Source organism: Microcoleus sp. PH2017_35_SFW_U_B, assembly GCF_020737865.1.
GTDB lineage: Bacteria > Cyanobacteriota > Cyanobacteriia > Cyanobacteriales > Microcoleaceae > Microcoleus.
Map to the genome: position 1 here is coordinate 128289 of NZ_JAEQDE010000021.1, position 20009 is coordinate 148297.

The 20009-nt window shown below is 45.1% G+C and carries 15 protein-coding genes and 1 pseudogene; 9 read left to right on the top strand and 7 right to left on the bottom strand.

From position 1 onward, the window contains the following. Nucleotides 1-914: 914 nt before the first annotated feature. The 6 genes from JGK36_RS02030 (at nucleotide 915) to JGK36_RS02055 (ending at nucleotide 9975) form a co-directional block, all read left to right on the top strand. Nucleotides 915-5258: an amino acid adenylation domain-containing protein gene (locus tag JGK36_RS02030; RefSeq protein WP_293176462.1), complete on the top strand. Its 4344-nt coding sequence runs from the start codon at nucleotides 915-917 to the stop codon at nucleotides 5256-5258. 469 nt (nucleotides 5259-5727) lie between these two features. Next, entirely contained in the window at nucleotides 5728-6021 is a 294-nt protein-coding gene (gene clpS, locus JGK36_RS02035) for an ATP-dependent Clp protease adapter ClpS (protein ID WP_293145351.1), read from the top strand. Nucleotides 6022-7140: 1119 nt separating this feature from the next. Then, nucleotides 7141-7872 (top strand): cytochrome c biogenesis protein CcdA, encoded by a 732-nt coding sequence (locus JGK36_RS02040; RefSeq protein ID WP_293145339.1) that lies wholly within the window; start codon nucleotides 7141-7143, stop codon nucleotides 7870-7872. A gap of 188 nt (nucleotides 7873-8060) precedes the next feature. Beyond that, nucleotides 8061-9467 (top strand): cytochrome c biogenesis protein, encoded by a 1407-nt coding sequence (locus JGK36_RS02045; RefSeq protein WP_293195951.1) that lies wholly within the window; start codon nucleotides 8061-8063, stop codon nucleotides 9465-9467. Nucleotides 9468-9536: 69 nt separating this feature from the next. After that, a complete protein-coding gene (locus JGK36_RS02050) occupies nucleotides 9537-9797 on the top strand; it encodes a DUF4258 domain-containing protein (RefSeq protein ID WP_293176464.1) in 261 nt (86 codons plus the stop codon). Then, the gene (locus JGK36_RS02055) at nucleotides 9784-9975 is read left to right on the top strand and encodes a DUF2283 domain-containing protein (RefSeq protein ID WP_293176466.1); all 192 of its coding nucleotides are present in this window, start codon (nucleotides 9784-9786) and stop codon (nucleotides 9973-9975) included. The genes JGK36_RS02050 and JGK36_RS02055 overlap by 14 nt, the downstream gene beginning before the upstream one ends. A gap of 157 nt (nucleotides 9976-10132) precedes the next feature. Here JGK36_RS02055 and queF read toward each other — a convergent pair whose 3' ends face one another. After that, entirely contained in the window at nucleotides 10133-10552 is a 420-nt protein-coding gene (gene queF, locus JGK36_RS02060) for a preQ(1) synthase (protein ID WP_293176468.1), read from the bottom strand. Between the two features lie 145 nt (nucleotides 10553-10697). Here queF and JGK36_RS02065 point away from each other — a divergent pair, with 145 nt between their 5' ends. Next, nucleotides 10698-11288 carry a hypothetical protein gene (locus JGK36_RS02065; RefSeq protein ID WP_293176470.1) on the top strand — a complete coding sequence of 197 codons (591 nt, stop codon included), beginning with the start codon at nucleotides 10698-10700 and terminating at the stop codon, nucleotides 11286-11288. Between the two features lie 293 nt (nucleotides 11289-11581). On the opposite strand, the gene speD is transcribed toward JGK36_RS02065, so the two are convergent. The 5 genes from speD to JGK36_RS02090 form a co-directional block, all read right to left on the bottom strand. Beyond that, complete coding sequence (gene speD / locus JGK36_RS02070; RefSeq protein ID WP_293176472.1) at nucleotides 11582-12004, bottom strand: adenosylmethionine decarboxylase; 423 nt, start codon at nucleotides 12002-12004, stop codon at nucleotides 11582-11584. Nucleotides 12005-12292: 288 nt separating this feature from the next. Beyond that, nucleotides 12293-13354 carry a pentapeptide repeat-containing protein gene (locus tag JGK36_RS02075; protein WP_293176474.1) on the bottom strand — a complete coding sequence of 354 codons (1062 nt, stop codon included), beginning with the start codon at nucleotides 13352-13354 and terminating at the stop codon, nucleotides 12293-12295. A 1520-nt stretch (nucleotides 13355-14874) separates the two neighbouring features. Continuing rightward, on the bottom strand, nucleotides 14875-16083 hold the full coding sequence (locus JGK36_RS02080; RefSeq protein ID WP_293195867.1) for a general stress protein: 1209 nt from the start codon (nucleotides 16081-16083) through the stop codon (nucleotides 14875-14877). 277 nt (nucleotides 16084-16360) lie between these two features. After that, the gene (locus tag JGK36_RS02085) at nucleotides 16361-16522 is read right to left on the bottom strand and encodes a hypothetical protein (protein ID WP_293195869.1); all 162 of its coding nucleotides are present in this window, start codon (nucleotides 16520-16522) and stop codon (nucleotides 16361-16363) included. Next, complete coding sequence (locus tag JGK36_RS02090) at nucleotides 16470-16949, bottom strand: BON domain-containing protein (protein WP_293195871.1); 480 nt, start codon at nucleotides 16947-16949, stop codon at nucleotides 16470-16472. The genes JGK36_RS02085 and JGK36_RS02090 overlap by 53 nt, the downstream gene beginning before the upstream one ends. A gap of 582 nt (nucleotides 16950-17531) precedes the next feature. Between JGK36_RS02090 and JGK36_RS33785 the strand changes: the two are divergent. Continuing rightward, nucleotides 17532-17642: pseudogene (locus tag JGK36_RS33785) on the top strand (single-stranded DNA-binding protein); the annotation flags it as partial. A 44-nt stretch (nucleotides 17643-17686) separates the two neighbouring features. Here JGK36_RS33785 and JGK36_RS02100 read toward each other — a convergent pair. Next, nucleotides 17687-18232: a hypothetical protein gene (locus tag JGK36_RS02100; protein WP_293176482.1), complete on the bottom strand. Its 546-nt coding sequence runs from the start codon at nucleotides 18230-18232 to the stop codon at nucleotides 17687-17689. A gap of 65 nt (nucleotides 18233-18297) precedes the next feature. Between JGK36_RS02100 and JGK36_RS02105 the strand changes: the two genes are divergently transcribed. Further along, on the top strand, nucleotides 18298-19698 hold the full coding sequence (locus tag JGK36_RS02105; protein WP_293176484.1) for an S-layer homology domain-containing protein: 1401 nt from the start codon (nucleotides 18298-18300) through the stop codon (nucleotides 19696-19698). Nucleotides 19699-20009 lie beyond the last annotated feature (311 nt).

Below are 20009 nucleotides of genomic sequence, written 5' to 3' on the forward strand. Positions count from 1 at the left end.
TGAAGTTCTCGCTACTAATACCGGTAATGGGTAATTGGTAATTGGTAATTGGTGAGGGGCTTTTAAGCTTTTAACCTGAAAGCTTTTTTCTGATTTCCGACTACTGATTACCAACTATCGATTACCGATTATCCTAATACCATCTTTCAGAAATCGTGCGACATAACAATTGTTGGATTTGTTGATTTTCCCCGATATCTAAGGTGCATCGCCAGTCGAAAAGTCGATTCAATGCCTGGCATTGAAAGAGAGCGACACACTCTGCAAATACAGTCGCATCATTTTTAACAAATGGTATATAGCCTTTCTCAAAAAGATGAGGTATGGCTGACAGCTTACATAAACGCTTAAATCAAGAGGGCCTTCTTCCCAACAACGTCCGCGAATCTTTGTGAGAACCGCTATAACTTAATAGGTTCGCTTAGTCCTGCAAAAGTAATGATGTAATTCGATGTAACCATTTCTATACAAGGATTAAGAATGCGAAAAACATTAATTGTAGACCACTAAGTAGGTCGGCGCTGTAAAATGCAAATATGTAAACGATTGTAAAGTATTCAAATACACATCTAGCAGCACTCGTTAGCCTTGTTTACATATTGTTACATAATAAAGTTTATTTAATCTCGCCTACCTACCTACTTAAATGGATGTAAAAATAGGTGTGGTATTTTAGGTATTTCCACTGCCTTGCACGGTATCTTAACCTGTGGAGATCGAGCCATGTGTGGGACGGAAGGGATAGTAAAGACCTCCCGACCTCGCAAAATCGGCACTTTTCCCCTTGCTATAGCAATTTTGTTGTAACAGATAGATGTGGGGACAGATAAATGTGTGGACAGATAGATGTCTGGAGAGATATATTTTAAATATTGGGTGCAGAAACTTTTAACATAACTTTGGGAGTCTAGAAAATGACAAAAAATGTATCGGTAGTGATTCCATCTTATAATTGCGCCCAATTTTTACCGGAAGCAATTGAGAGCATTCTGGAACAAAGCTACCCTCCGTTTGAGGTGATCGTAGTAGACGATGGCTCTACTGATGATACGAAAGAAGTCTGCGATCGCTACCCGAAAGTAACATACGTCTATCAAAATAACCAAGGTGTGGCGGCTGCACGCAATACTGGTCTGCGGGTTAGTACGGGAGAGTATATTCTTTTCCTGGATAGTGATGATTGCCTGTTACCTGAAGCGATCGAGATTGGAGTCAAGCATCTCAACGCCCTGCCAGAGGTGGGCTTTGTCTTTGGTCGTTATTTCTTCTATTCCATTCAACCTGATGGCTCCTACAAAGTAGAAGAGAAATATGAGAATCAGCCTGAAGTTGCTAATTATGAAACTATTTTAGCTATCCGGCATAGGATTCAATGCGGTTGTATTATGTTTCGCCGTGCTGCCCTCGATACTGTCGCCATTGAGTCTATCGGTGCATTTGATCCAAGTGTATTAGCGATCGAAGATTACAATTTATGTTTGCGAATTGCCCGTAATTTTCCTGTCTATTTCCACGGTGAAGTCGTTTCTCAATATCGCTACACTGGCAATAATATATCCAGTAAATCGACCTACTTTCTGATCCATGCAATTCGAGATCATTCTCAGCAATGGAGTTACGTTGAACAAACTAAAAAAGAAGAATATCTAGTTGCCTATGAAGAAGGAAAAAAACACTGGACTAAGCTTTTTGGCGATCGATTGCCTTACGAAATCCAGAAATATATACGAGCTAAAGAATGGGTTGCAGCCTTGGGGATCCTGAGATTAATCTTGTATTACGATCCCAAATTCCAATCTATCGATCGGGCAATCTACGAAACATCCTATGCAACTCTGATGTCAGAGGTACGAAAGCTCCCCCTTCAAGACTCCTTAGCCTATTGGAAAAAACAACTTGCTGGAGCCCCTCCTTTATTACCCCTACCCACTGACCGACCGCGCCCCCCAGAGCAATCCTTTCGGGAAGCTTCTCTGTCTTTTGGCATTTCTGGGGAAATCGCGACTGCCTTAGGTATATTGGCCGAGCAGGAAGGGGTCACTCTCTCAACAACCCTGTTAGCCGCCTTTAATATTTTGCTGTATCGCTATACAGGTACAGAAGACGTGATTGTTGGCTCCCCTTTTGTGAGCCGTGTGAATTCAGAAAATTTTGTGAATGCTGTCCCCCTTCGTACAGATATGTCCGGCAATCCCACGTTCCTAGAGTTTCTGGGACGAGTGCGGAAAGTCGTTTTGTTAGCGCAAGCCTATCAAGATGTACCCTATTGTTTGTTGGTCGATCAATTTTGTCCCGAGATCGATTTGAGCTATTCTCCTCTGTTTCAAGTGACCTTTGTCTTTGAGGAAAATATTCCCTTCCAAACGATCGATCTGTCAAAATTAACAGCAAGTCCTTGGGTGATTGAAAATAACGAAGGGAAGTTTGACTTAACTTTGTACTTAAAACCAACCAGCGAAGGATTGGAGGGGAGTTGGTCTTACAGCAGGGATTTGTTTGATGCAGAAACCATTGAACGAATGAACGAGCATTTCCAGATTTTGTTGGCTGGGATTGTGGCTCATGCAGAACAACCGATTTCTGCATTGCCGTTGTTGCCAGACAAAGAGAAAAATTTGTTGCTTGTGGAATGGAATCAGACTCAAACAGATGAGTCACAAGATCGATGCCTCCACCACTTAGTGACTCAACAAGCAGAAGCAACTCCAGAGAAAATTGCGGTTTCCTTTGAAGGTCAAACATTAACTTACCAAGAACTGCATCAACGCTCCAATCAACTAGCCCACTATTTACAAAAAAAAGGGGTAAAACCAGATGATTTAGTTGGCATTTGTGTCGATCGTTCTCTGGAAATGCTGGTGGGATTATTAGGTGTGCTGAAGGCGGGCGGAGCCTATGTTCCCATAGACCCGAACTACCCGGACGATCGCGTGGAATACATGATCGAGAATTCCGAAGCCAAACTATTGTTAACACAACAGCAGCTTGTCAAGAACCTGCCTACCAAAGCAGCCAAAGAAGCATTGGTCATCTGTTTGGATGCGGATTGGTCTCTCATTGCCCAAGAGAGTCAGGAAACACCGATCGCAAGTGTTACGCCAGAAAATATGGCCTACGTCATTTACACGTCTGGTTCTACGGGTAAGCCCAAAGGCGTACAAGTTCTTCACCGCGGCGCAGTCAATTTTTTACGTTCGATGCGCGAGCAACCGGGAATCTGTGAGGCGGATATTTTGCTGTCTGTCACCACACTCTCGTTTGATATTGCAGTCTTAGAACTGTACTTACCCCTGACTGTGGGAGCGCAGGTTGTCATCCTGAGTCGGGAAGCTGCCATGGATGGCAGAAAGTTATTAAGGACGATCGTCCAATTGGGGATTACGATCCTGCAAGCTACCCCAGCGACTTGGCGATTATTATTGCTGGAACCGGGTTGGGAAGGTCAGTCCCGGATGAAAATGCTCTCCGGTGGGGAAGCCATGCCCAAAGAATTGGCTGCCCAATTGTTAACCAAAGGTACAGAACTTTGGAATATGTACGGGCCGACAGAAACAACAGTTTGGTCAACGGTTTATCAAGTCAAAGATGCCGAACAGCGAATTTTAATTGGTAAGCCGATCGCCAACACCGATATCTACATCTTAGATCCTCTCCTGCAACCCGTTCCCATTGGGGTGGCTGGGGAATTACATATTGGTGGTTCAGGATTAGCCCGGGGCTATTTGCAGCGTGACGATTTAACCACAGAGAGATTTATTCCTAATCCATTTCGGGAAAGCGAACGAATCTACAAGACGGGGGACTTAGCGCGTTATTTGCCAGATGGAAATATTGAGTGTTTGGGTCGCCTAGATTTTCAAGTCAAAATTCGCGGTTTTCGGATCGAACTCGGTGAAATCGAGTCTGTTTTGGTCAAACACCCCAAGGTGCAGCAGGCCGTTGTCATCGTCAGGGAAGATGTTCCAGGCGACAAGCGTCTAGTAGGCTATATTGTCTCCCTCAACAATCAGAACCCCACCATTCAAGAACTGCGAAGTCTGCTCAAGGAGTACGTACCAGAATATATGGTGCCATCTATCTTTGTTTTCTTGGAAGCTCTACCCCTAACACCTAATGGTAAGGTCGATCGTAAAGCTCTACCCGTACCCGAACAATCTCGCGAAGCAAAACCAGTCGAATCCGCCACACCCAATCCTCCCGCTCCCTCCGAGACGACAAATAAAGTACAGCAAGAAAAGCCAAGAGAATTGGCCCGTCCCCAGGATGATTTGGAAATTCAACTCATCAAGATTTGGGAAAAAGTATTGCATACTTCACCCATCAGTACCACAGATAATTTTTTCGAGTTGGGAGGACATTCCCTATTAGCGATATCGCTAATTCGTGAAATAGAGGAAACCTACAAGAAAGAGCTATCTTTAGCTATTCTTTTCCAATCACCAACGATTCAGCAGTTGGCTAACACCCTTCGCGAAGAAGGATGTTTGTCTTCTGCACAGGCTTTAGTCACGATTCAGGAAGGCAGTTCCAAACTACCTTTATTCTTCATTTACGGCATATTTCTTTACTATGATTTGTCAAGACACCTCGGCAAAGACCAGACCTGTTATGGAGTTTATCTCAACGAGGAAGTCAGTATGTTCCAAAAGGATAAACTTGACAAATCACCAACGGATTTAGTGAGTGTTGCAGATATGGCAACTCGCTATCTCAAAGAAATCCAAAAACATCAACCTAAAGGGCCTTACCTCCTAGCGGGTGAGTCATTAGGTGGCTTAGTAGCCTTTGAAATGGCACATCTACTTCATTTACAGGGTGAGGAGGTAGCTTTACTGGGTCTTTTGGATAGTGCGATTCCAGGAAAAAACAAACTGTCATTCAGCCAGAAGCTGGCTTTTCATCTCAAAAAGCTGCGCCAACAAGGGCTTCCCTATTTGTTAAAAAAGATCCTAAAATCGAAGACTAAATCGACTTCTGGCATGATGATTAATAATCATAAGGTAGATCCTGGAGTAGAGTTTCGGAATTACGCTTTCAACAGTTACAAGCCACAACCTTATCCAGGCAGGGCGGTTTTGTTCCGAGCGAAGGATGAAAGTCACTTTAGCACTTTGGAAAACTGGAAGGATCTGGCAGTTGGAGGATTAGACATATATGATATCCCTGGAGATCATCTAAGTATTCTTCAAGAACCCAATGTCCCTGTCTTGGCCGAAAAAATGAAAGTGCATATCGATCGAGCCTTAGCAAAACTTTAGGCTGTTGAGTTGAACGACTTATAAAAGCGATTCAACAGGCTATGACAGATCGAACAATGCGTCAAAGCGTCGCCAATCTGGCGGCGCAAATCCAATCTGAAAATGGTATTTTGCCAATGCAGTTGCTATCGTACAGGAAATCTAAAATCCTGATACTGTTTGCGAATAACCGGTATTTTAGTGGAGGAATTCAAAAGGGAGCATCTCTTTTTTGAAAAAATTAATTATTATAGTGCGCCCTGTCGCGAGCTCGCGAGTGCTGCAATACTCGCTCTTCGGGGATAGCACTATAGTAAATGCAAAACTGAGATGCTCCCATTCAAAATCCCGTAAGTCATTCCCGAATCTAAAATCTAAAATCCGCGAAGGGGACAGTAAGTGCCGAGTTCGGTTCAGAAATCTCAAATTGTGTTATAGTGCTATCGGTAACTCTTTTACAAATTTTGTAGTTTCAGTGGCTGTTCGCGCGATGACCTCTTCACCAACCATAGCACCCGTTCGATCGAGTCAAGTTACCCGCAAGCCTTATCCAAATTATCGGGTAATAGTCCTCAACGACGATTTCAACACGTTTCAGCACGTTGTGGAATGTCTGACTAAGTACATTCCAGGCATGACGAGCGATCGAGCTTGGAAACTCGCCGACCAAATCCACAACGAAGGCCAGGCCACCGTCTGGGTTGGCCCGCAAGAGCAAGCAGAACTTTATCATATGCAATTGAGCCGTGCTGGGCTGACAATGGCTCCCCTAGAGTCTACTTAACTGCTATTGGCAATCCTGGACGCATTTTAACCAAAATCTCTCCTGGGCTAGCCGTGCGATGAAAGCAATCTCAGCCTCAAAGAGATTGCTTTCATCGTATTGCACCTCAGACAAGGAATCTTGGTGTTGGTGCTGATTTACCAACTCAAATTGTTGATATTTTAGGATTTACACGCGCGGGTGAGAAACCCGGTTTCTTCTTAAATACTGCGCTTCCACACCAATATTTCTCGCACAAACCGGGTTTAGAAGAGCGTTTAGTGTATTTATCTACTTAAATTTTTAAGACCACACTTTGGTTAATACATATAGCCTTTCTTAGAAAGATGAGGTATGACTATAAATGGAGTTTTTAATGCGACCTCGCTTACTATATAATAAATATAAGAGCGCTCGCATCCCAACAACGTACCTCACTTTTTTGAGAACCACTATAGATCTACAGGCTGATTTAAACCCAGAACTTATTGGAGTCCGCTTAGCTAAATTTGAAACCTGCCAAAATGGCAACATGACTCTATCTTGATGATTTAGATTATTGGAAAAGGTGAATAATCTTGCAATCACTTAGGAATGAGAATTAAATAACTTACAAATTGATGGTTTTTGTGGGATGGGCGTCCCGCCCGTCCTCTCATGACTGGCGGGACGCCCATCCCACAAATATGTATAAATTATTTAATTCGCGATGCTTATTGGGCTGGAATTGCCAAAGTCCTTTGAATCAAATTTTCGGACGGGTTCGTCTGTCCATCCCACAAGAAAAAAAAATTGTGGATGGGCTGGCGAACCCGTCCTAGCTATTTTTGCAACAAGTCTATTATCGCAGTTGACGATCGCCCGCGAGCACTCTCAATCAGGCGATCGCGCTCACATCTCAAATCTTGAACCGAAGCGACCCGAATCTGTTACAATTTTCAACATAGCCAGAACATCACACTCGCCGGAACTCACTTGCATAGGGATATAAGCCCCGACTTAAGTCGTGGAGAACCGAAAAAATAGATATTTAGTTGAATATCCCAGATTCATCTGTAGAGTCAATCTAAAATCTAAAATCTCAATTCGATGACACCGGAGTCAATCTAAAATCTAAAATCTAAAATCTAAAATCGACCGATGGAAACCCTGCAAACCCAACTTTATCAACTCGCACAATTTGCTAATAATTTAGTCAACACTCAACTGACACACCTGAGTTTAGTCAGTGTCGGAGTGATTTTTCTGGCAGGGTTGCTAACGAGCTTGACGCCCTGTATGCTTTCCATGTTGCCGATCACGATCGGCTACATCGGCGGATACGAAGCAAAAAGCCGCCTGCAAGCTGCTGCCCAGTCGGCATGGTTTGCCCTGGGATTGGCGACAACTCTTGCGGGTTTAGGCATTGTAGCATCATTTGCTGGTCAAGTTTATGGCAAAATTGGTCTGGGTTTGCCGATCGTTGTCAGCATCATCGCGATTTTAATGGGGCTGAATTTACTGGAAGCCTTACCCTTACAAATGCCGTCTTTTGACGCTGTGGGCTGGGTTCCGAAAGATTTGCCTGCGGGCGTGCGATCGTACTTATTAGGCTTAACTTTTGGTTTAGTAGCTTCTCCGTGCAGCACGCCGGTTTTAGCTACCCTTTTAGCTTGGGTTTCCAAAACTGGAGATCTAGTTTTAGGCGGTGTGTTGCTGCTGTTTTACGCTGCGGGCTACGTGGCTCCGCTGATTGTAGCAGGTACTTTTACCGCGAGCATTAAAAAGTTGTTAGAATTGCGCCGTTGGTCGAGTTGGATTACGCCTGTTAGTGGCGTTTTATTAGTAGGATTTGGCGTGTTTTCTCTGCTTTCCCGCATTCTTCCCGCCTAAAATTCGCAGTAAGATTCGTAGTAAGGTTCGTAGTAAGGACTTCAGTCCTTTAAGAATTACCGAAAACAATACAAAATTGAAGGATACAGAGAATTAATTAGTTGTGATTGGTAGTGTGTTACCCAATTACCAATTACCAATTACCAATTACCAATTACCAATTACCAATTACCAATTACCAATTACCAATGATATCAAAAGAAGTATTTCTATCTAAATTATCAGACTGGGCGACTGCGCCTCTAAAGTTTTTCAAGCGAGAACTTTTGCCAGTGCTGGCAGATTTGCGGCTGGCAATTATCTTGCTGCTGGCGATCGCATTTTTCAGCATTTCCGGCACCGTCATCGAACAAGGTCAATCTGTAGAATTTTACCAATCCAACTATCCAGAACACCCGGCTTTGTTCGGCTTCCTAACTTGGAAAGTTGTGCTGATTTCAGGACTAGACCACGTATACCGCACTTGGTGGTTTTTGTCAATCCTAATTTTGTTCGGCAGCAGCTTGACAGCTTGCACTTTTACCCGACAATTTCCTGCCCTAAAAGCCGCCCGCCGCTGGAAATTTTATGAAGAACCGAAGCAGTTTGAAAAATTAGCTCTCAGTGCGGAATTAGAAACAAGTTCTTTGAGTTCGTTAGAACAACTTTTGCAGCAAAAAAATTACCGCATATTTCGAGAAGGTGAAAAAGTTTATGCTCGCAAGGGCATAATTGGTAAAATCGGCCCGATTATTGTTCACGCGAGTATGCTAATTATTTTAGCTGGGTCGATCTTTGGCTCGATGACTGGATTTATGGGTCAAGAATTGGTTCCTAGCGGTGAAACGTTTCGGGTGCAGAATATCACTGATGCTGGGCCTTGGGCGGGGCCACAAATACCGAAGGATTGGTCGGTGCGTGTGAATCGGTTCTGGATCGATTATAGTCCGAGCGGGGCGATCGACCAATTTTACTCGGATCTGTCAGTTTTGGACAAAACAGGCCAAGAGGTCGATCGGAAAACCATTCACGTTAACGAGCCCCTCAGATACCGGGGAGTAACCTTTTATCAAGCAGATTGGAGCCTAGCCGCTGTCCGAGTTCGCCTCAACAAAAGCCCGGTTTTACAATTGCCAATGGCTCAGTTAGATACCCAAGGTAAAGGCCGAATTTGGGGTGCTTGGATTCCGACAAAACCAGATTTGAGTGCAGGAGTTTCTCTGCTAGCAAAGGACTTGCAAGGTACAATGTTAGTCTACGGTACTGATGGCAAATTGTTAACTACAGTTCGCGCCGGTACAGCGGTGGAAGTTAACGGAGTGATGCTGGCAATTGATGAAGTTGTTGGCAGCACGGGATTGCAAATTAAAGCCGATCCAGGAATTCCGCTCGTTTATACTGGCTTTGGGTTGCTAATGCTCAGCGTGATGATGAGCTATCTGTCTCACTCGCAGATTTGGGCTTTGGAAAAAAATGGCAAGCTATACGTCGGCGGGCGCACTAATCGCGCTCAGGTGATATTTGAACGAGAAGTTGTGGAGATTTTGGACAAGTTGGCAGAATTGAAAACAGCAGAGACCAAAAGTGCGATTACTGAGACTTCTCTAGCTAATTAAAACTAATTGTAGGGTGGGCAATGCCCATCTTACATCCGGGTAAAAACGATAATTAAACAGGAAATAAAGGTGATAAAAAGGATTGAATTCAGTCAACACGCCTTACTAAAAATAGAAATTCTAGAAAGTCGCGGGGTGACAATATCAACAGATTTGATTTCGGAAACTATTAGAACTCCTAGTAAGTTAGAATCAAGTGGTGAAGGAAAGTTTATTTGTCAACAAAGATTGAATGGACTTGTCCTGAGAGTGGTTTACCAAGAATATAATGATAAAATTTTAGTAATTACTGCTTATCCGGGTAAGAGGTCAAGATATGAAAAAGATTAGATACAGCCAAGATGTAGATGCGATGCTGATCGAAATTTCCGATAGCCCGATCGCCTATGCCGAAGATGAAGGGCAAATGATTCTGCACTATTCTAGCAGCGGAGAACTGGTATTGATCGAAATATTAGATGTGAAACAATTTATCTCCTTAGAATCTCTCTCCGAAGCAATTAAGTAGGGTGTTCTACTCTAGCGTTATTTTCGAGCCAAACCAACAATCTCACTGACGCACCGAAAGCAAAAAACGGTGCGTCAGAATCATGCTTTCGGTGCTGATTGAGAATCTCAAGGACGCCCCTACCGCAATCAGTACCAGCCGCAGAAGACTCAACCTTCTACTTCTCGTGCCGCACCTCAACCACAGTGTGCACGTTCCCCCGTGGCAGAAAATCGCCCTTAATCGTCACTTCCAGCGGCGCGCAAGCTGCGACAAAATCATCTAAAATTTGATTGATCGATTCTTCGTGAGAAATGTAGCGATCGCGATAACTGTTAACGTAGAGCTTCAGCGCCTTCAACTCGACCACCCGCTCGTCGGGCACGTAAGTAACGTGAATCGCCGCAAAATCGGGATAGCCTGAAAACGGACACTTGCAAGTAAACTCCGGCAAGGTAATGTTAATCGTATAGCGCCGCCCGACTCGCGGGTTCGGGAAAGTAATTAACTCTCCTTCCAAAATCTCGCGTTCGCCGTATTTCATTTCCTCGGTACTTGACTTTTGCGACATACTTTGTGCAGTTGGGTGGTTGTTCATAGCGATCGACTGAAAACTTCTAAGATTTAATTAAACTCACTCTCAAAATCTGTAACAAATATCTTGACGAATTGTGTTGCGATCGATCTAATTGCAAATACTCTCAGGCTAAACTTAAAAAAGTTCACCCTCGCCATCTACAATTATGCAAAATACTACCTTATCTGACAATACGAACCCTGAAAACTCAAATAGTTACTCTGCATCGGTACCGATTTCCCTCTATCGAGAAGTCACGGCGGAATTGCAAGCAGCCCAAGCAATGCTCGACTCCCTCAAAACCCACAACCAGCAATTAGTTCAACAAAATCAACAACTGCGGCGAGAAGTAGAAACAGTAGTTCAAGTATCCCAGCAGCTACAACAAGTAGTCAACTCGGCTCAGAACGTCACCCAGACTGGGATGCCTCAAATGCCCTCAGTCAAATTCAATTTCAGCGTTGAACCGGAGCCCCCAGCACCTGTAACCTCGCGGACTAGCTCTGCCGTACCTCAACCACCTCAGAAAGTGGCTTTCCCCTTCCCTCTACCGGAGCCAACAGCCCCTCCCATGCCGGATACACTGCCAGAAAAATTATTTGCAGAGGTGCCGGAAACTCCTTACCGCATTCGATCTCAACCCAAAAAAGCCTCAGACTTAAGTGGATTGTGGTTGGCGATCGCCATTTTTCTGATTGTTATTGCTGCCTTCGGTGCAGGTTATTTAGTTGTTCGCCCTTTGTTAAAGGGAAAGTGACACTCCGCGTCCTAAACGCGTGGGGATTCTTGGTTCCGGCGTTGCTTAATCAGGGTATGAAAAAAAATAAGTTAAAAATCCCCAAGCTTTGTCGATAGTGGTTTCTATGACTGGCATATTTAGCCTTTCATACCGTAAATCAGCAACGCCACAAAAGATTTTGAAAGCCGCCCTAGAACGGCGGGACTTTAGACCCAATTCTTCGGTAAATTTCAACAAGAATCCCACGGCTCGAACCGTGGGATTTTAACGAAAACCTAGCATAAAATATTCAAAGTTACGCTAATTGGCTATCATCCTCTGGCTGCACTCGTTTCTACTAAACGAGGTGCATACTGCTCTTCACAAGCAGAACCTAGAATGCCCACCCCGGGCTCGAAACCGCGCGTGAACTCAGTGAGTTTTACCTGTTTAGCTTCCAAAGCTGTCTGTAGCACCTTCATGGCTCGGTGAGGGTCGCCGGCTCCGCAGAAAAATAAGTCTGCTGCAAAATAACCGTGTTCAGGCCAAGTATGGATTGCTATATGAGACTCTGCCAAAGTTGCAGTAGCCGTCACTCCGTGAGGACTAAACTGGTGTACGCACAAATCGATGAGAGTAGCTCCTCCGGCTTCGATCGCATCGAGTATGGCGCGGCGGATACGTTCAGGATCGTTGAGGAGGTCTCCAGGAGACTCCCAAGCATCAGCGACCAGATGGGTTCCCAATTGTTTCATTCTGCGGGGTTTTACCTCTAACTCACAATGTCTCAAACCTTTTGACAATAGCACGGATTCTAGAAATTTTCAAGTAAATTACCAAAAAAATTCCAAAAAATAGTTGCGAGGGCCCTCGCAACTATTTTTTGGGGCGCTTTGTCGCCAGTCAAACGCCGGTGCGAGATCTCGCACCGGCGAGTAGCGCGCCACTGCAAAAAAGCGACGTAACGTAAGTGAAGCTTTTGACTTCACGCGCGATCGCTAGCCTGCTCGCAACTGACAATCAACACGCTACCGGACATCCGATCAATCGCGGCTGTGAGTAGCCCCATTCGGCAAAATAGCCCCGCTCAAAGCCGCTTGGTTCAAATTAGCAACATTCAAGCTAGCCCCAATCAAATTAGCCTCCGACAAATTAGTTCCTGTCAAATTTGCCCCTGTCAAAGAACTCAGCAGCAAACCCGCTCCCGACAAATTGGCGTGACTCAAATTCGCTCCCCGCAAATCTGCTTCCAGCAAGCTAGCACCCGATAAATTTGCACCGCTCAAATCAGCTCCCCTGAGAGAAGCTTTGTTCAAATTCGCAGCCCTCAAATCAGCATTATGCAGAATTAAACCATTCAAATTAGCTTTACTCAAATTAGCGCCTTGCAAGTCAGCACCGCTCAAATTAGAACCATTTAAATTAGCTCCTTTCAAGTCAGCACCGCTCAAGTCAGCACCGCTCAAATTAGCAGCACAAATACAAGCCTCCCGCAGACTTGCTTCGCTCAAAATCGCCCCAACCAAATTGACACCGCTGAGATTTCCGCGATTGAGATAAGCCCGAATTAGATTTGCACCGCTCAGGTTTGCTCCGTTCAAATCTACTTCGCTCATAATTGCTCTAGTCAGATTTGCTCTGCTTAAATCAACCCCGCTCATAATTGCTCGGCTCAGCGTCGCCCCGCTCAAATTAGCCTCAATTAGTTTCGAGCCACTTAGCAAACAAGCTCCGACTAAACTCGCTCCAGTCATCACAGCTTTGCTCAAGTCAGCGCGAGACAATATTGCTCCGCTGAGATTTGCTCCGCTAAAATCGGCTCCGATCGCCACAGTTCCCGTTAAACTACAACTGCCTAGGTTCGCTTCAATTAATTTCGCCTTAGATAAATTAGCCCCGCTCAAGTCGGCACCATTTAAATTAGCTCCTATTAGTTTACTTCTAATTAAGTTGGCCCCTTTCAAATTAGTGCTGCTCAAATTAGTTCGACTGAGATTAGATTCAATCAAATGAGCGGCAATGAGGTTGGCTCCTCGAAAATCTCGTTCCCCGTTTCTATGTCTAGTTACAAGTTCATCGGCACTTAAAATCTCAGTGAAATTCATAAAAAAATTGAGTGAGTTTCCTTAATTTCTCGATGTTCAATGTTGTCTGAAAGTTTGTATGCTCGTGTTTGCTAGTCAGTTCTTAAACCAATACTGCCGCAGTAATAATTATCAAAACTGGTTGATTTCTAGCATCACCCTGATAATTTACGTAGAACTCACGAAAAGCCACCCGGTTTTTCGTAAAAGTAGGGCTTGGCTAGGGGCATTTATGAAGAAACCGAGTTTCTCGCTTCCGCCTGTAAGTCTTATGCTGCTAAGAGTTAGTTGCGGCTGATGTTAGTTGTTAATTGTTAGTTGTATTTATACTAACTGCTAATCACTAACTATTAACTACTAACTATTTACAAAATATCGATAAATCGATAAGTTGTCGATCGCATATTTTTGGGGTTCTTGCTGGCGGCACCCGCGCCACATTCACAGCCCACAAATTGCTGGTACAGGGGAGCAAATCTATTCTATTAGTTCCCGAAAGAAATAAGGACTCGAAGCTTCAACTCCGAATATCTTTTAGTTTTTGCCTTCTTTCTTCGATCGCCCATGAAAGCAGAGCCCGGTCAGCTCAGCTAGTGTCACCTCCCCCCACTGTGCTCAATGCAGCGTGAAATCGAACAGGAAGGCTGTTTCGCTCGCCTGGCCGATCGAGTCCCAGGCGAAACCAGCAATAGGCTGCCATGGGCCTGAGATTTCGCCAAAAAAAGCGCCGCGAGCCGTTCCCGTACTCCCGCGCTGCTGTGCTTGTTGTTAATGTTTACTCGATCCATGAGCGCTTGCGCTTCTAATTAACAGAACGCCCGACACCAGACGCGCTCCCGGACATAAAAGCTGTTCCTGGGCTGGAAAAAATGCTTCGCTGAGGCATTCCCAGAAAAACTATATTCCTTTAGCCGGTCTTGCCAAAGGCAATTGGGCTGCTACAGCCAACCAATGACCAGCCTAAGTCTTGCCCCAAGGCGACGACAATAATTATTCTAATAATTGCCGACCACCGCAGGCCGTACTCGGCGCGCGGGACTGGCTACTTCACCTGATATAATTTGCTGAAATTAGCCACCCCATAATTAAAGATAGTCGCTCTTTGACTAACGGGGCAATCTCTGCTGCAATTTTAGTCATCCAATTTGATAATACTCCAGGGTTTGCAACCCTTGCAGTAGTGAGTGTTACAGACTCACAAATCGCTGCGGATTTAGAGTGTAAAAATTTATAGAGCCGATCGACCAGCCGACCCAAAGCCCAGCTCGCACTCTCAAAATTCAACTTTTGCTTGGTCGCTTTTTTGAGGTTTCCCGAACAAAACAAAAGCCGGCTTTCACAGAAAAAGCCGACTTTTGAGAGAATTTTACCCGCATTCGGCTAAACGCCTGCGCCCTAAACAATCCGAGTGCGCCAGTGCGATCGTCCCAGCCGTCGGTAGAAATAATAGACATCTCCAATAATTATTGTGGAACAGGCATCTTGCCTGTTCCAGACTTGCTTTTTTGGAGAGATCTAATACCCAAACAAAGTCTGAAGGATCAAACCCGACGCTTGCCAGCAACGCCCTGATTGGGGTCGTAAATACCAGGCGTAGTATCAGCGCCGGGAGTGCCGGGAGTGCCGTAATCTGCCCGAGCGGTATCCACGCTGGGAGAGTCGTAGGTGTTCCAATCCTGAATGCCTCCGCGGCTCAGAACAGCCCCAGCTTTAGCGACTTCTGCTTCGCTGCCGTCAACCAGTACCAAGTAATCTCCCCTCGCCACTCGATCGTTATAAGCTCTGGCTTCCTCTTCAGGAATTCCCAAACCGACTAAAGCTCCGATCAAGCTACCCGCAGCCGCACCCAAAGCAGTACCTGCTAGCGTAGTGGCGATCGCCGTAGCCGAGGCTCCAGCCAGCATAATCGGCCCGATACCCGGAATTGCCACCAAGCCGAGACCTACCAACAAGCCAGTCAAACCGCCCAGGGTTCCGCCTGTGAGCGCACCCTTAGTCGCCCCTTCATCGGCCTTGTTGTCTGCGCTGTCGTGCACGTCAATGCCTGCGATATCCCCTTTAGAATCGCCATCCTTAGCAATGACCGAAACCCGATCCATGTCGAAACCCCCTGTTCTCAGTTCTCCCAGCGCGTGTTCAGTCTCGCGGCGAGTGGAAAACACGCCCACAGCGCGCTTGTGGCGACCCATCGATCTGCGGCCGGTGTCTGTAGGCACATCGTAAATGCCCCAATCCTGAATGCCCCGCACGCTCATAATTCCTTCGGCGGTGGCCAACTCAGCATCCGTTCCTTCTACGAATACCAAATATTCTCCGCGCGAGAGGCGATCGTTATAAACTTTAGCTTTGGCTTCGGGAACACCCAAACCCACCAAACCGCCGACCAAACCGCCCGCAGCAGCCCCGATCGCGCCTCCGACTACAGTATCAGCAAGCAGAGTGGCGATCGCGCCCCCCGCCATCACCGGGCCAACTCCCGGAATCGCCAGCGCCCCAATACTTCCGAGCAACCCAATCAAACCGCCCGTCACGACTCCCGCTGTCGCGCCTGCTTTTACGCCGCCGCCGACTTTCTCGTCGGTACTCTTACCAGCGGTAGCGCCCGCAATTTCGCTGCGATCGAGATTTTCTCCAACTACCGAAACCTGATTCATCGGAAACCCGGTACTTTGCAGTTCGAGCAAAGCTAGTTCCGTATCGCGGTAATTAGAAAACGATCCTACAGCCCGTTTGTGTTGACCTAAAGCCATTTCTTTTCTCCTTCAAAAAATACTGTTTTTACACAACTACAGAATTTACGATCTGCTTGCTGCAATCAATCACATTTAGTCATTTTTCCCAACATTTTTCATCGGTCGCTGGGAATAAACTCCGTCTCTATCTTTCGACCTGTTTTCTCTAATTATCAGGTCTTGGCAATCAGAAATTTGGAAGAAAAAATTGCGGGTATTAGGCGAGTTTTGAGTTTGACTTTAGAGTACCTGCTTAAACTCTATAAATTAAAACCCCGCTACCCGGAAGAGTCACCTAAGCGTTACGATCCGCTTTGAAAAAAATTTTATAATTCCCAACTTTCCTTCTTCCTTCTTCCTTCTTCCTTCTTCCTTCTTCCTTCTTCCTTCTTCCTTCTAATTTATTACTTGGTAGGCGATGCGGCGGGTGCAGCGGGGGCGACAACAGCCGTAACATTCACGCTTTTGACACCCTTAATTTCTTTAGCTAGCGGCTCTATTTTAGCTAAATCAGTTTGATTTGGAACTGTGCCACCTACGGTGACAGCCCCGTCTTTTGCGTCCACAGTTAGCTGACCTTTAGTAATGTTCACTTCTAACTTAGAACGAACTTCACTTTGCAGATCGCCATCGGCTCTGATGGCATCGCCACCAGTCACGTTGTTGCGCTGTTCTCTGGCTCTGATATCAGAATTTGCTTGGGCTTTGCGAACATCGCTAGTTGCGTCGGACTGAGTTTTTTGAACATTCTCGGCTGGGGGCGGGCTCTTGACATTTTCTGTGGTAGAATTAGGAGCATCGGCGCTAGTTTTAGCCCCCTCAGTGCAAGCAGCAGCTCCAAATAATAGGAGACCGCTGATGAGAATTGGTGTTAGTTTATTCATAATATGTTAATACCCTCCGGGTAAGCTGTCGATGAGTGAGACTTCGTTGAGTGAGATTAAGCCACACAGAATTTTAGCTGCTGCTTTCTGCTCTCTAAAAAGCCTTATATCAAACATATATAATTGAGCAATCCGCTACATCGCTCTACAGGTGTAAAATTTACCTCTGTCTTTAGATAGAGTACAAAAAAGAAAATAAGGTCTTAGAGTATTTTAGATTTTAAATTTTAGATCCTAGATTCTAGATTTTAGATTATAAATTTTAGATTTTAGATTTTAGATTTTAGATTTCGGCGCGAGCGCTTGTCGGAGTGTCGAAGGATTTGCGATTGGGGATGAGTTACTGAATATGGGTTTGAAGCTTCTAAGCCAGTTGCATTCTTTTTTCAAACTGGTATTAGATTAAATTTAACTTAATTATTCCGGGACGCACTATTCATCATCAATCAGGTTGATTCCGAGATTTTTAGTTACCAAACCTAAAATTTTCAGAAACACCAAGTTGAAAAACGTAAGTTTTATTAATAGATTCGATCGCCACTCAAAACTAATTTTTTCTGATTACCAATTACCAATTACCAATTACCAATTACCAATTACCAATTACCAATTACCAATTACCAATTACCAATTACCAATTACCAATTACCAATTACCATTACCAATTACCAATTACCAATGACTAATGACTGATGACTGATGACCGATCGCTGACATCCGTTGCCGAACTTCCTGCTTCAATACAAACGAAAAGAGTCGAGAAATTTTTGAGCATTTTCTGGCTCTGGAGTAGTAGCAACCAGCCCGTAAACGCGCTTTTCGACCAAAAAAACTTGACCGACACCTATAGGTTCCTTGGGAGAAAGTGGCTGAAACTCAAACTCTTTTCCCGGGTAGCCGCCCAGGGAAATATCACGCACTTGCAGCAATTTAGCATTTGCAGCCACGACAAAAAAATTTACTGCATTATTTAAAGTAATTTTGATATTCTTGTTGCTAGTCCGAAAATCTAGGTCAAAATATTGAAGTAAATAAGTTTCTTTGTTTTTTAAGATCGACCTGTATGTATGAGTGGTAATTTGAGTTGAAAAAGTTTCAGTATTAATTTTGGGATTTCCCGGCATATCGATCGCAAACTGACCCATTGCCGAGCAAAACGGCTGCCACTCCGGCTGAGGAAGTGGCGCCCGCAGCGGGGCTGCTTCAGCTTTTGCGGGACTGCCAAACTTGACGGCCGAAACAAGTAACGTAGCAGTAACTAGGATTATATGCAGAAATTTCATTTGGGTAAAAATTATATTTGTCCGATCTGCGCTAGCCTAGAAATATATCCGCAAACGAGGGATTTATGCTGAATATTATACGTACTCAACGGCGAGGCAACTCGATCGGCCCAACCAAAACCAGTAAAACTAATAAAACCAATATACTCGCTACTGCAAAGACTTGGCTGGCTATCAGTCTGCTGGTTTCTGTGACAGCTTGTGCAAACAGCCCCAACAGCAAAGCCCTCGAAGAATCGGTAGCCGCCGATCCGAAATTAACCGAAACTCCGCTTCCCGTCCCTGTTGCTCCCCCAGCGACAGCAGTTGAAACCAGCACAACCGCCAAACTTCCTGCCGATTTCCCGACAGAGATTCCACTCTATCCTAATGCTCAGTTAATCGAAGTTGGTGCGCCCAGCGATGGACAGTCAAAAAACGTGCGGCTGCGCTGGGAAAGCACAGATCCGGTTAATTCGGTTCAGAACTTTTATCAGACAGAATTTGGGCGCAGGAATTGGCAAATAGTCAGCCGCCCAACCGCCGAAGGACAAGGTTCTTTGGTAGCAACCCGAGATAAATTGCGGGTAACAGTGTCGCTTTCTGGGACTCAAAAAGTAGGAGGTTCTACAGAATTTGCGATCGACTACAGCAAAGAGGGCCCAGAAATAGCAGCCAGTCCCCAACCTAACAATTCCGAGTCTAGCCCATCTCCAACCGCTTCACCAAGTCCATCAAATTCAGAAGGAACTACTCCAACCCCATCCGCCTCGCCAAAATCAGAAAAAGTTAGCCAACTAGACACCAAAATTCCTCAACAGTTGCAGCAGTACGTGGCAGATTTGGCTCAGTTAGAAGCACTGAAAGTGCGATCGAAAAGCGGTGCCAATTTAGAAACTGGCAACAGTTTACCCGAACCCAACAAAATTGTCACCCGCCGCGAATACGCCCGCTGGTTAGTAGCAGCAAACAATCAGATTTATGCCAGCCGTCAAGCAAAACAAATTAGATTAGCAGTAGAATCTAGCGAACCGGCCTTTTCTGACATACCCAAAACAGATCCAGATTTTGCAGCAATTCAAGGTTTAGCAGAAGCCGGTTTAATTCCGAGTTCGCTTTCTGGAGAAACGAAAGATATGAAATTTCGTCCGGATGCACCTTTAACCCGCGAAACAATGATTCTTTGGAAAGTACCATTAGATACTCGTCAAGTTTTGCCCACAGCTAACATTGACGGAGTAAAAGAAAAATGGGGTTTTCAAGATGCTTCTAAGATTGATTCCCAGGCGTCGCGAGCAGTTTTAGCTGATTTCAACAATGGAGATTTGGCGAATATTCGTCGGGTTTTTGGTTTTACTACTCTCTTTCAGCCCAAGAAATCCGTGACTCGCGCCGAAGCTGCTGCAAGTTTGTGGTATTTTGGCGTTCAAGATCAGGGATTGTCGGCTAAAGATGCTCTGCAAGCCAAGTCTCAACCAGCCCAGTAGAGTTGTTTGGGATGATTAAAAATTTTAAACAAAGCATCAACTTAAACAAAAAAAGGTTCGTAGTGAGGACTTAAGTCCTTCTTTTGCTGAGGACTTAAGTCCTCACTACAGGTTCGTAGTGAGGACTTAAGTCCTTCTTTTGCTGAGGACTGAAGTCCTCACTAAAAACCTGTTAGATTATCATCCTGACTCTGGTAGAAAAGTCTCGCTACTTTAATTTCTCTGCCCGAGTCACCGCCACAAATCCTTGCAAACGCCATAAATCATACATCTGCCTCTCTGTGCGCGGTGCGCGCGCTACGGGATAGATG

Bases quoted from the DNA above. Each gene is read 5' to 3' on its own strand.
- JGK36_RS02030 (WP_293176462.1), top strand. From the start codon at position 915: ATGACAAAAAATGTATCGGTAGTGATTCCATCTTATAATTGCGCCCAA.
- clpS (WP_293145351.1), top strand. From the start codon at position 5,728: ATGACCTCTTCACCAACCATAGCACCCGTTCGATCGAGTCAAGTTACC.
- JGK36_RS02040 (WP_293145339.1), top strand. From the start codon at position 7,141: ATGGAAACCCTGCAAACCCAACTTTATCAACTCGCACAATTTGCTAAT.
- JGK36_RS02045 (WP_293195951.1), top strand. From the start codon at position 8,061: ATGATATCAAAAGAAGTATTTCTATCTAAATTATCAGACTGGGCGACT.
- JGK36_RS02055 (WP_293176466.1), top strand. From the start codon at position 9,784: ATGAAAAAGATTAGATACAGCCAAGATGTAGATGCGATGCTGATCGAA.
- queF (WP_293176468.1), bottom strand. From the start codon at position 10,552: ATGAACAACCACCCAACTGCACAAAGTATGTCGCAAAAGTCAAGTACC.
- JGK36_RS02065 (WP_293176470.1), top strand. From the start codon at position 10,698: ATGCAAAATACTACCTTATCTGACAATACGAACCCTGAAAACTCAAAT.
- speD (WP_293176472.1), bottom strand. From the start codon at position 12,004: ATGAAACAATTGGGAACCCATCTGGTCGCTGATGCTTGGGAGTCTCCT.
- JGK36_RS02075 (WP_293176474.1), bottom strand. From the start codon at position 13,354: ATGAATTTCACTGAGATTTTAAGTGCCGATGAACTTGTAACTAGACAT.
- JGK36_RS02080 (WP_293195867.1), bottom strand. From the start codon at position 16,083: ATGGCTTTAGGTCAACACAAACGGGCTGTAGGATCGTTTTCTAATTAC.
- JGK36_RS02085 (WP_293195869.1), bottom strand. From the start codon at position 16,522: ATGTTACGGCTGTTGTCGCCCCCGCTGCACCCGCCGCATCGCCTACCA.
- JGK36_RS02090 (WP_293195871.1), bottom strand. From the start codon at position 16,949: ATGAATAAACTAACACCAATTCTCATCAGCGGTCTCCTATTATTTGGA.
- JGK36_RS02100 (WP_293176482.1), bottom strand. From the start codon at position 18,232: ATGAAATTTCTGCATATAATCCTAGTTACTGCTACGTTACTTGTTTCG.
- JGK36_RS02105 (WP_293176484.1), top strand. From the start codon at position 18,298: ATGCTGAATATTATACGTACTCAACGGCGAGGCAACTCGATCGGCCCA.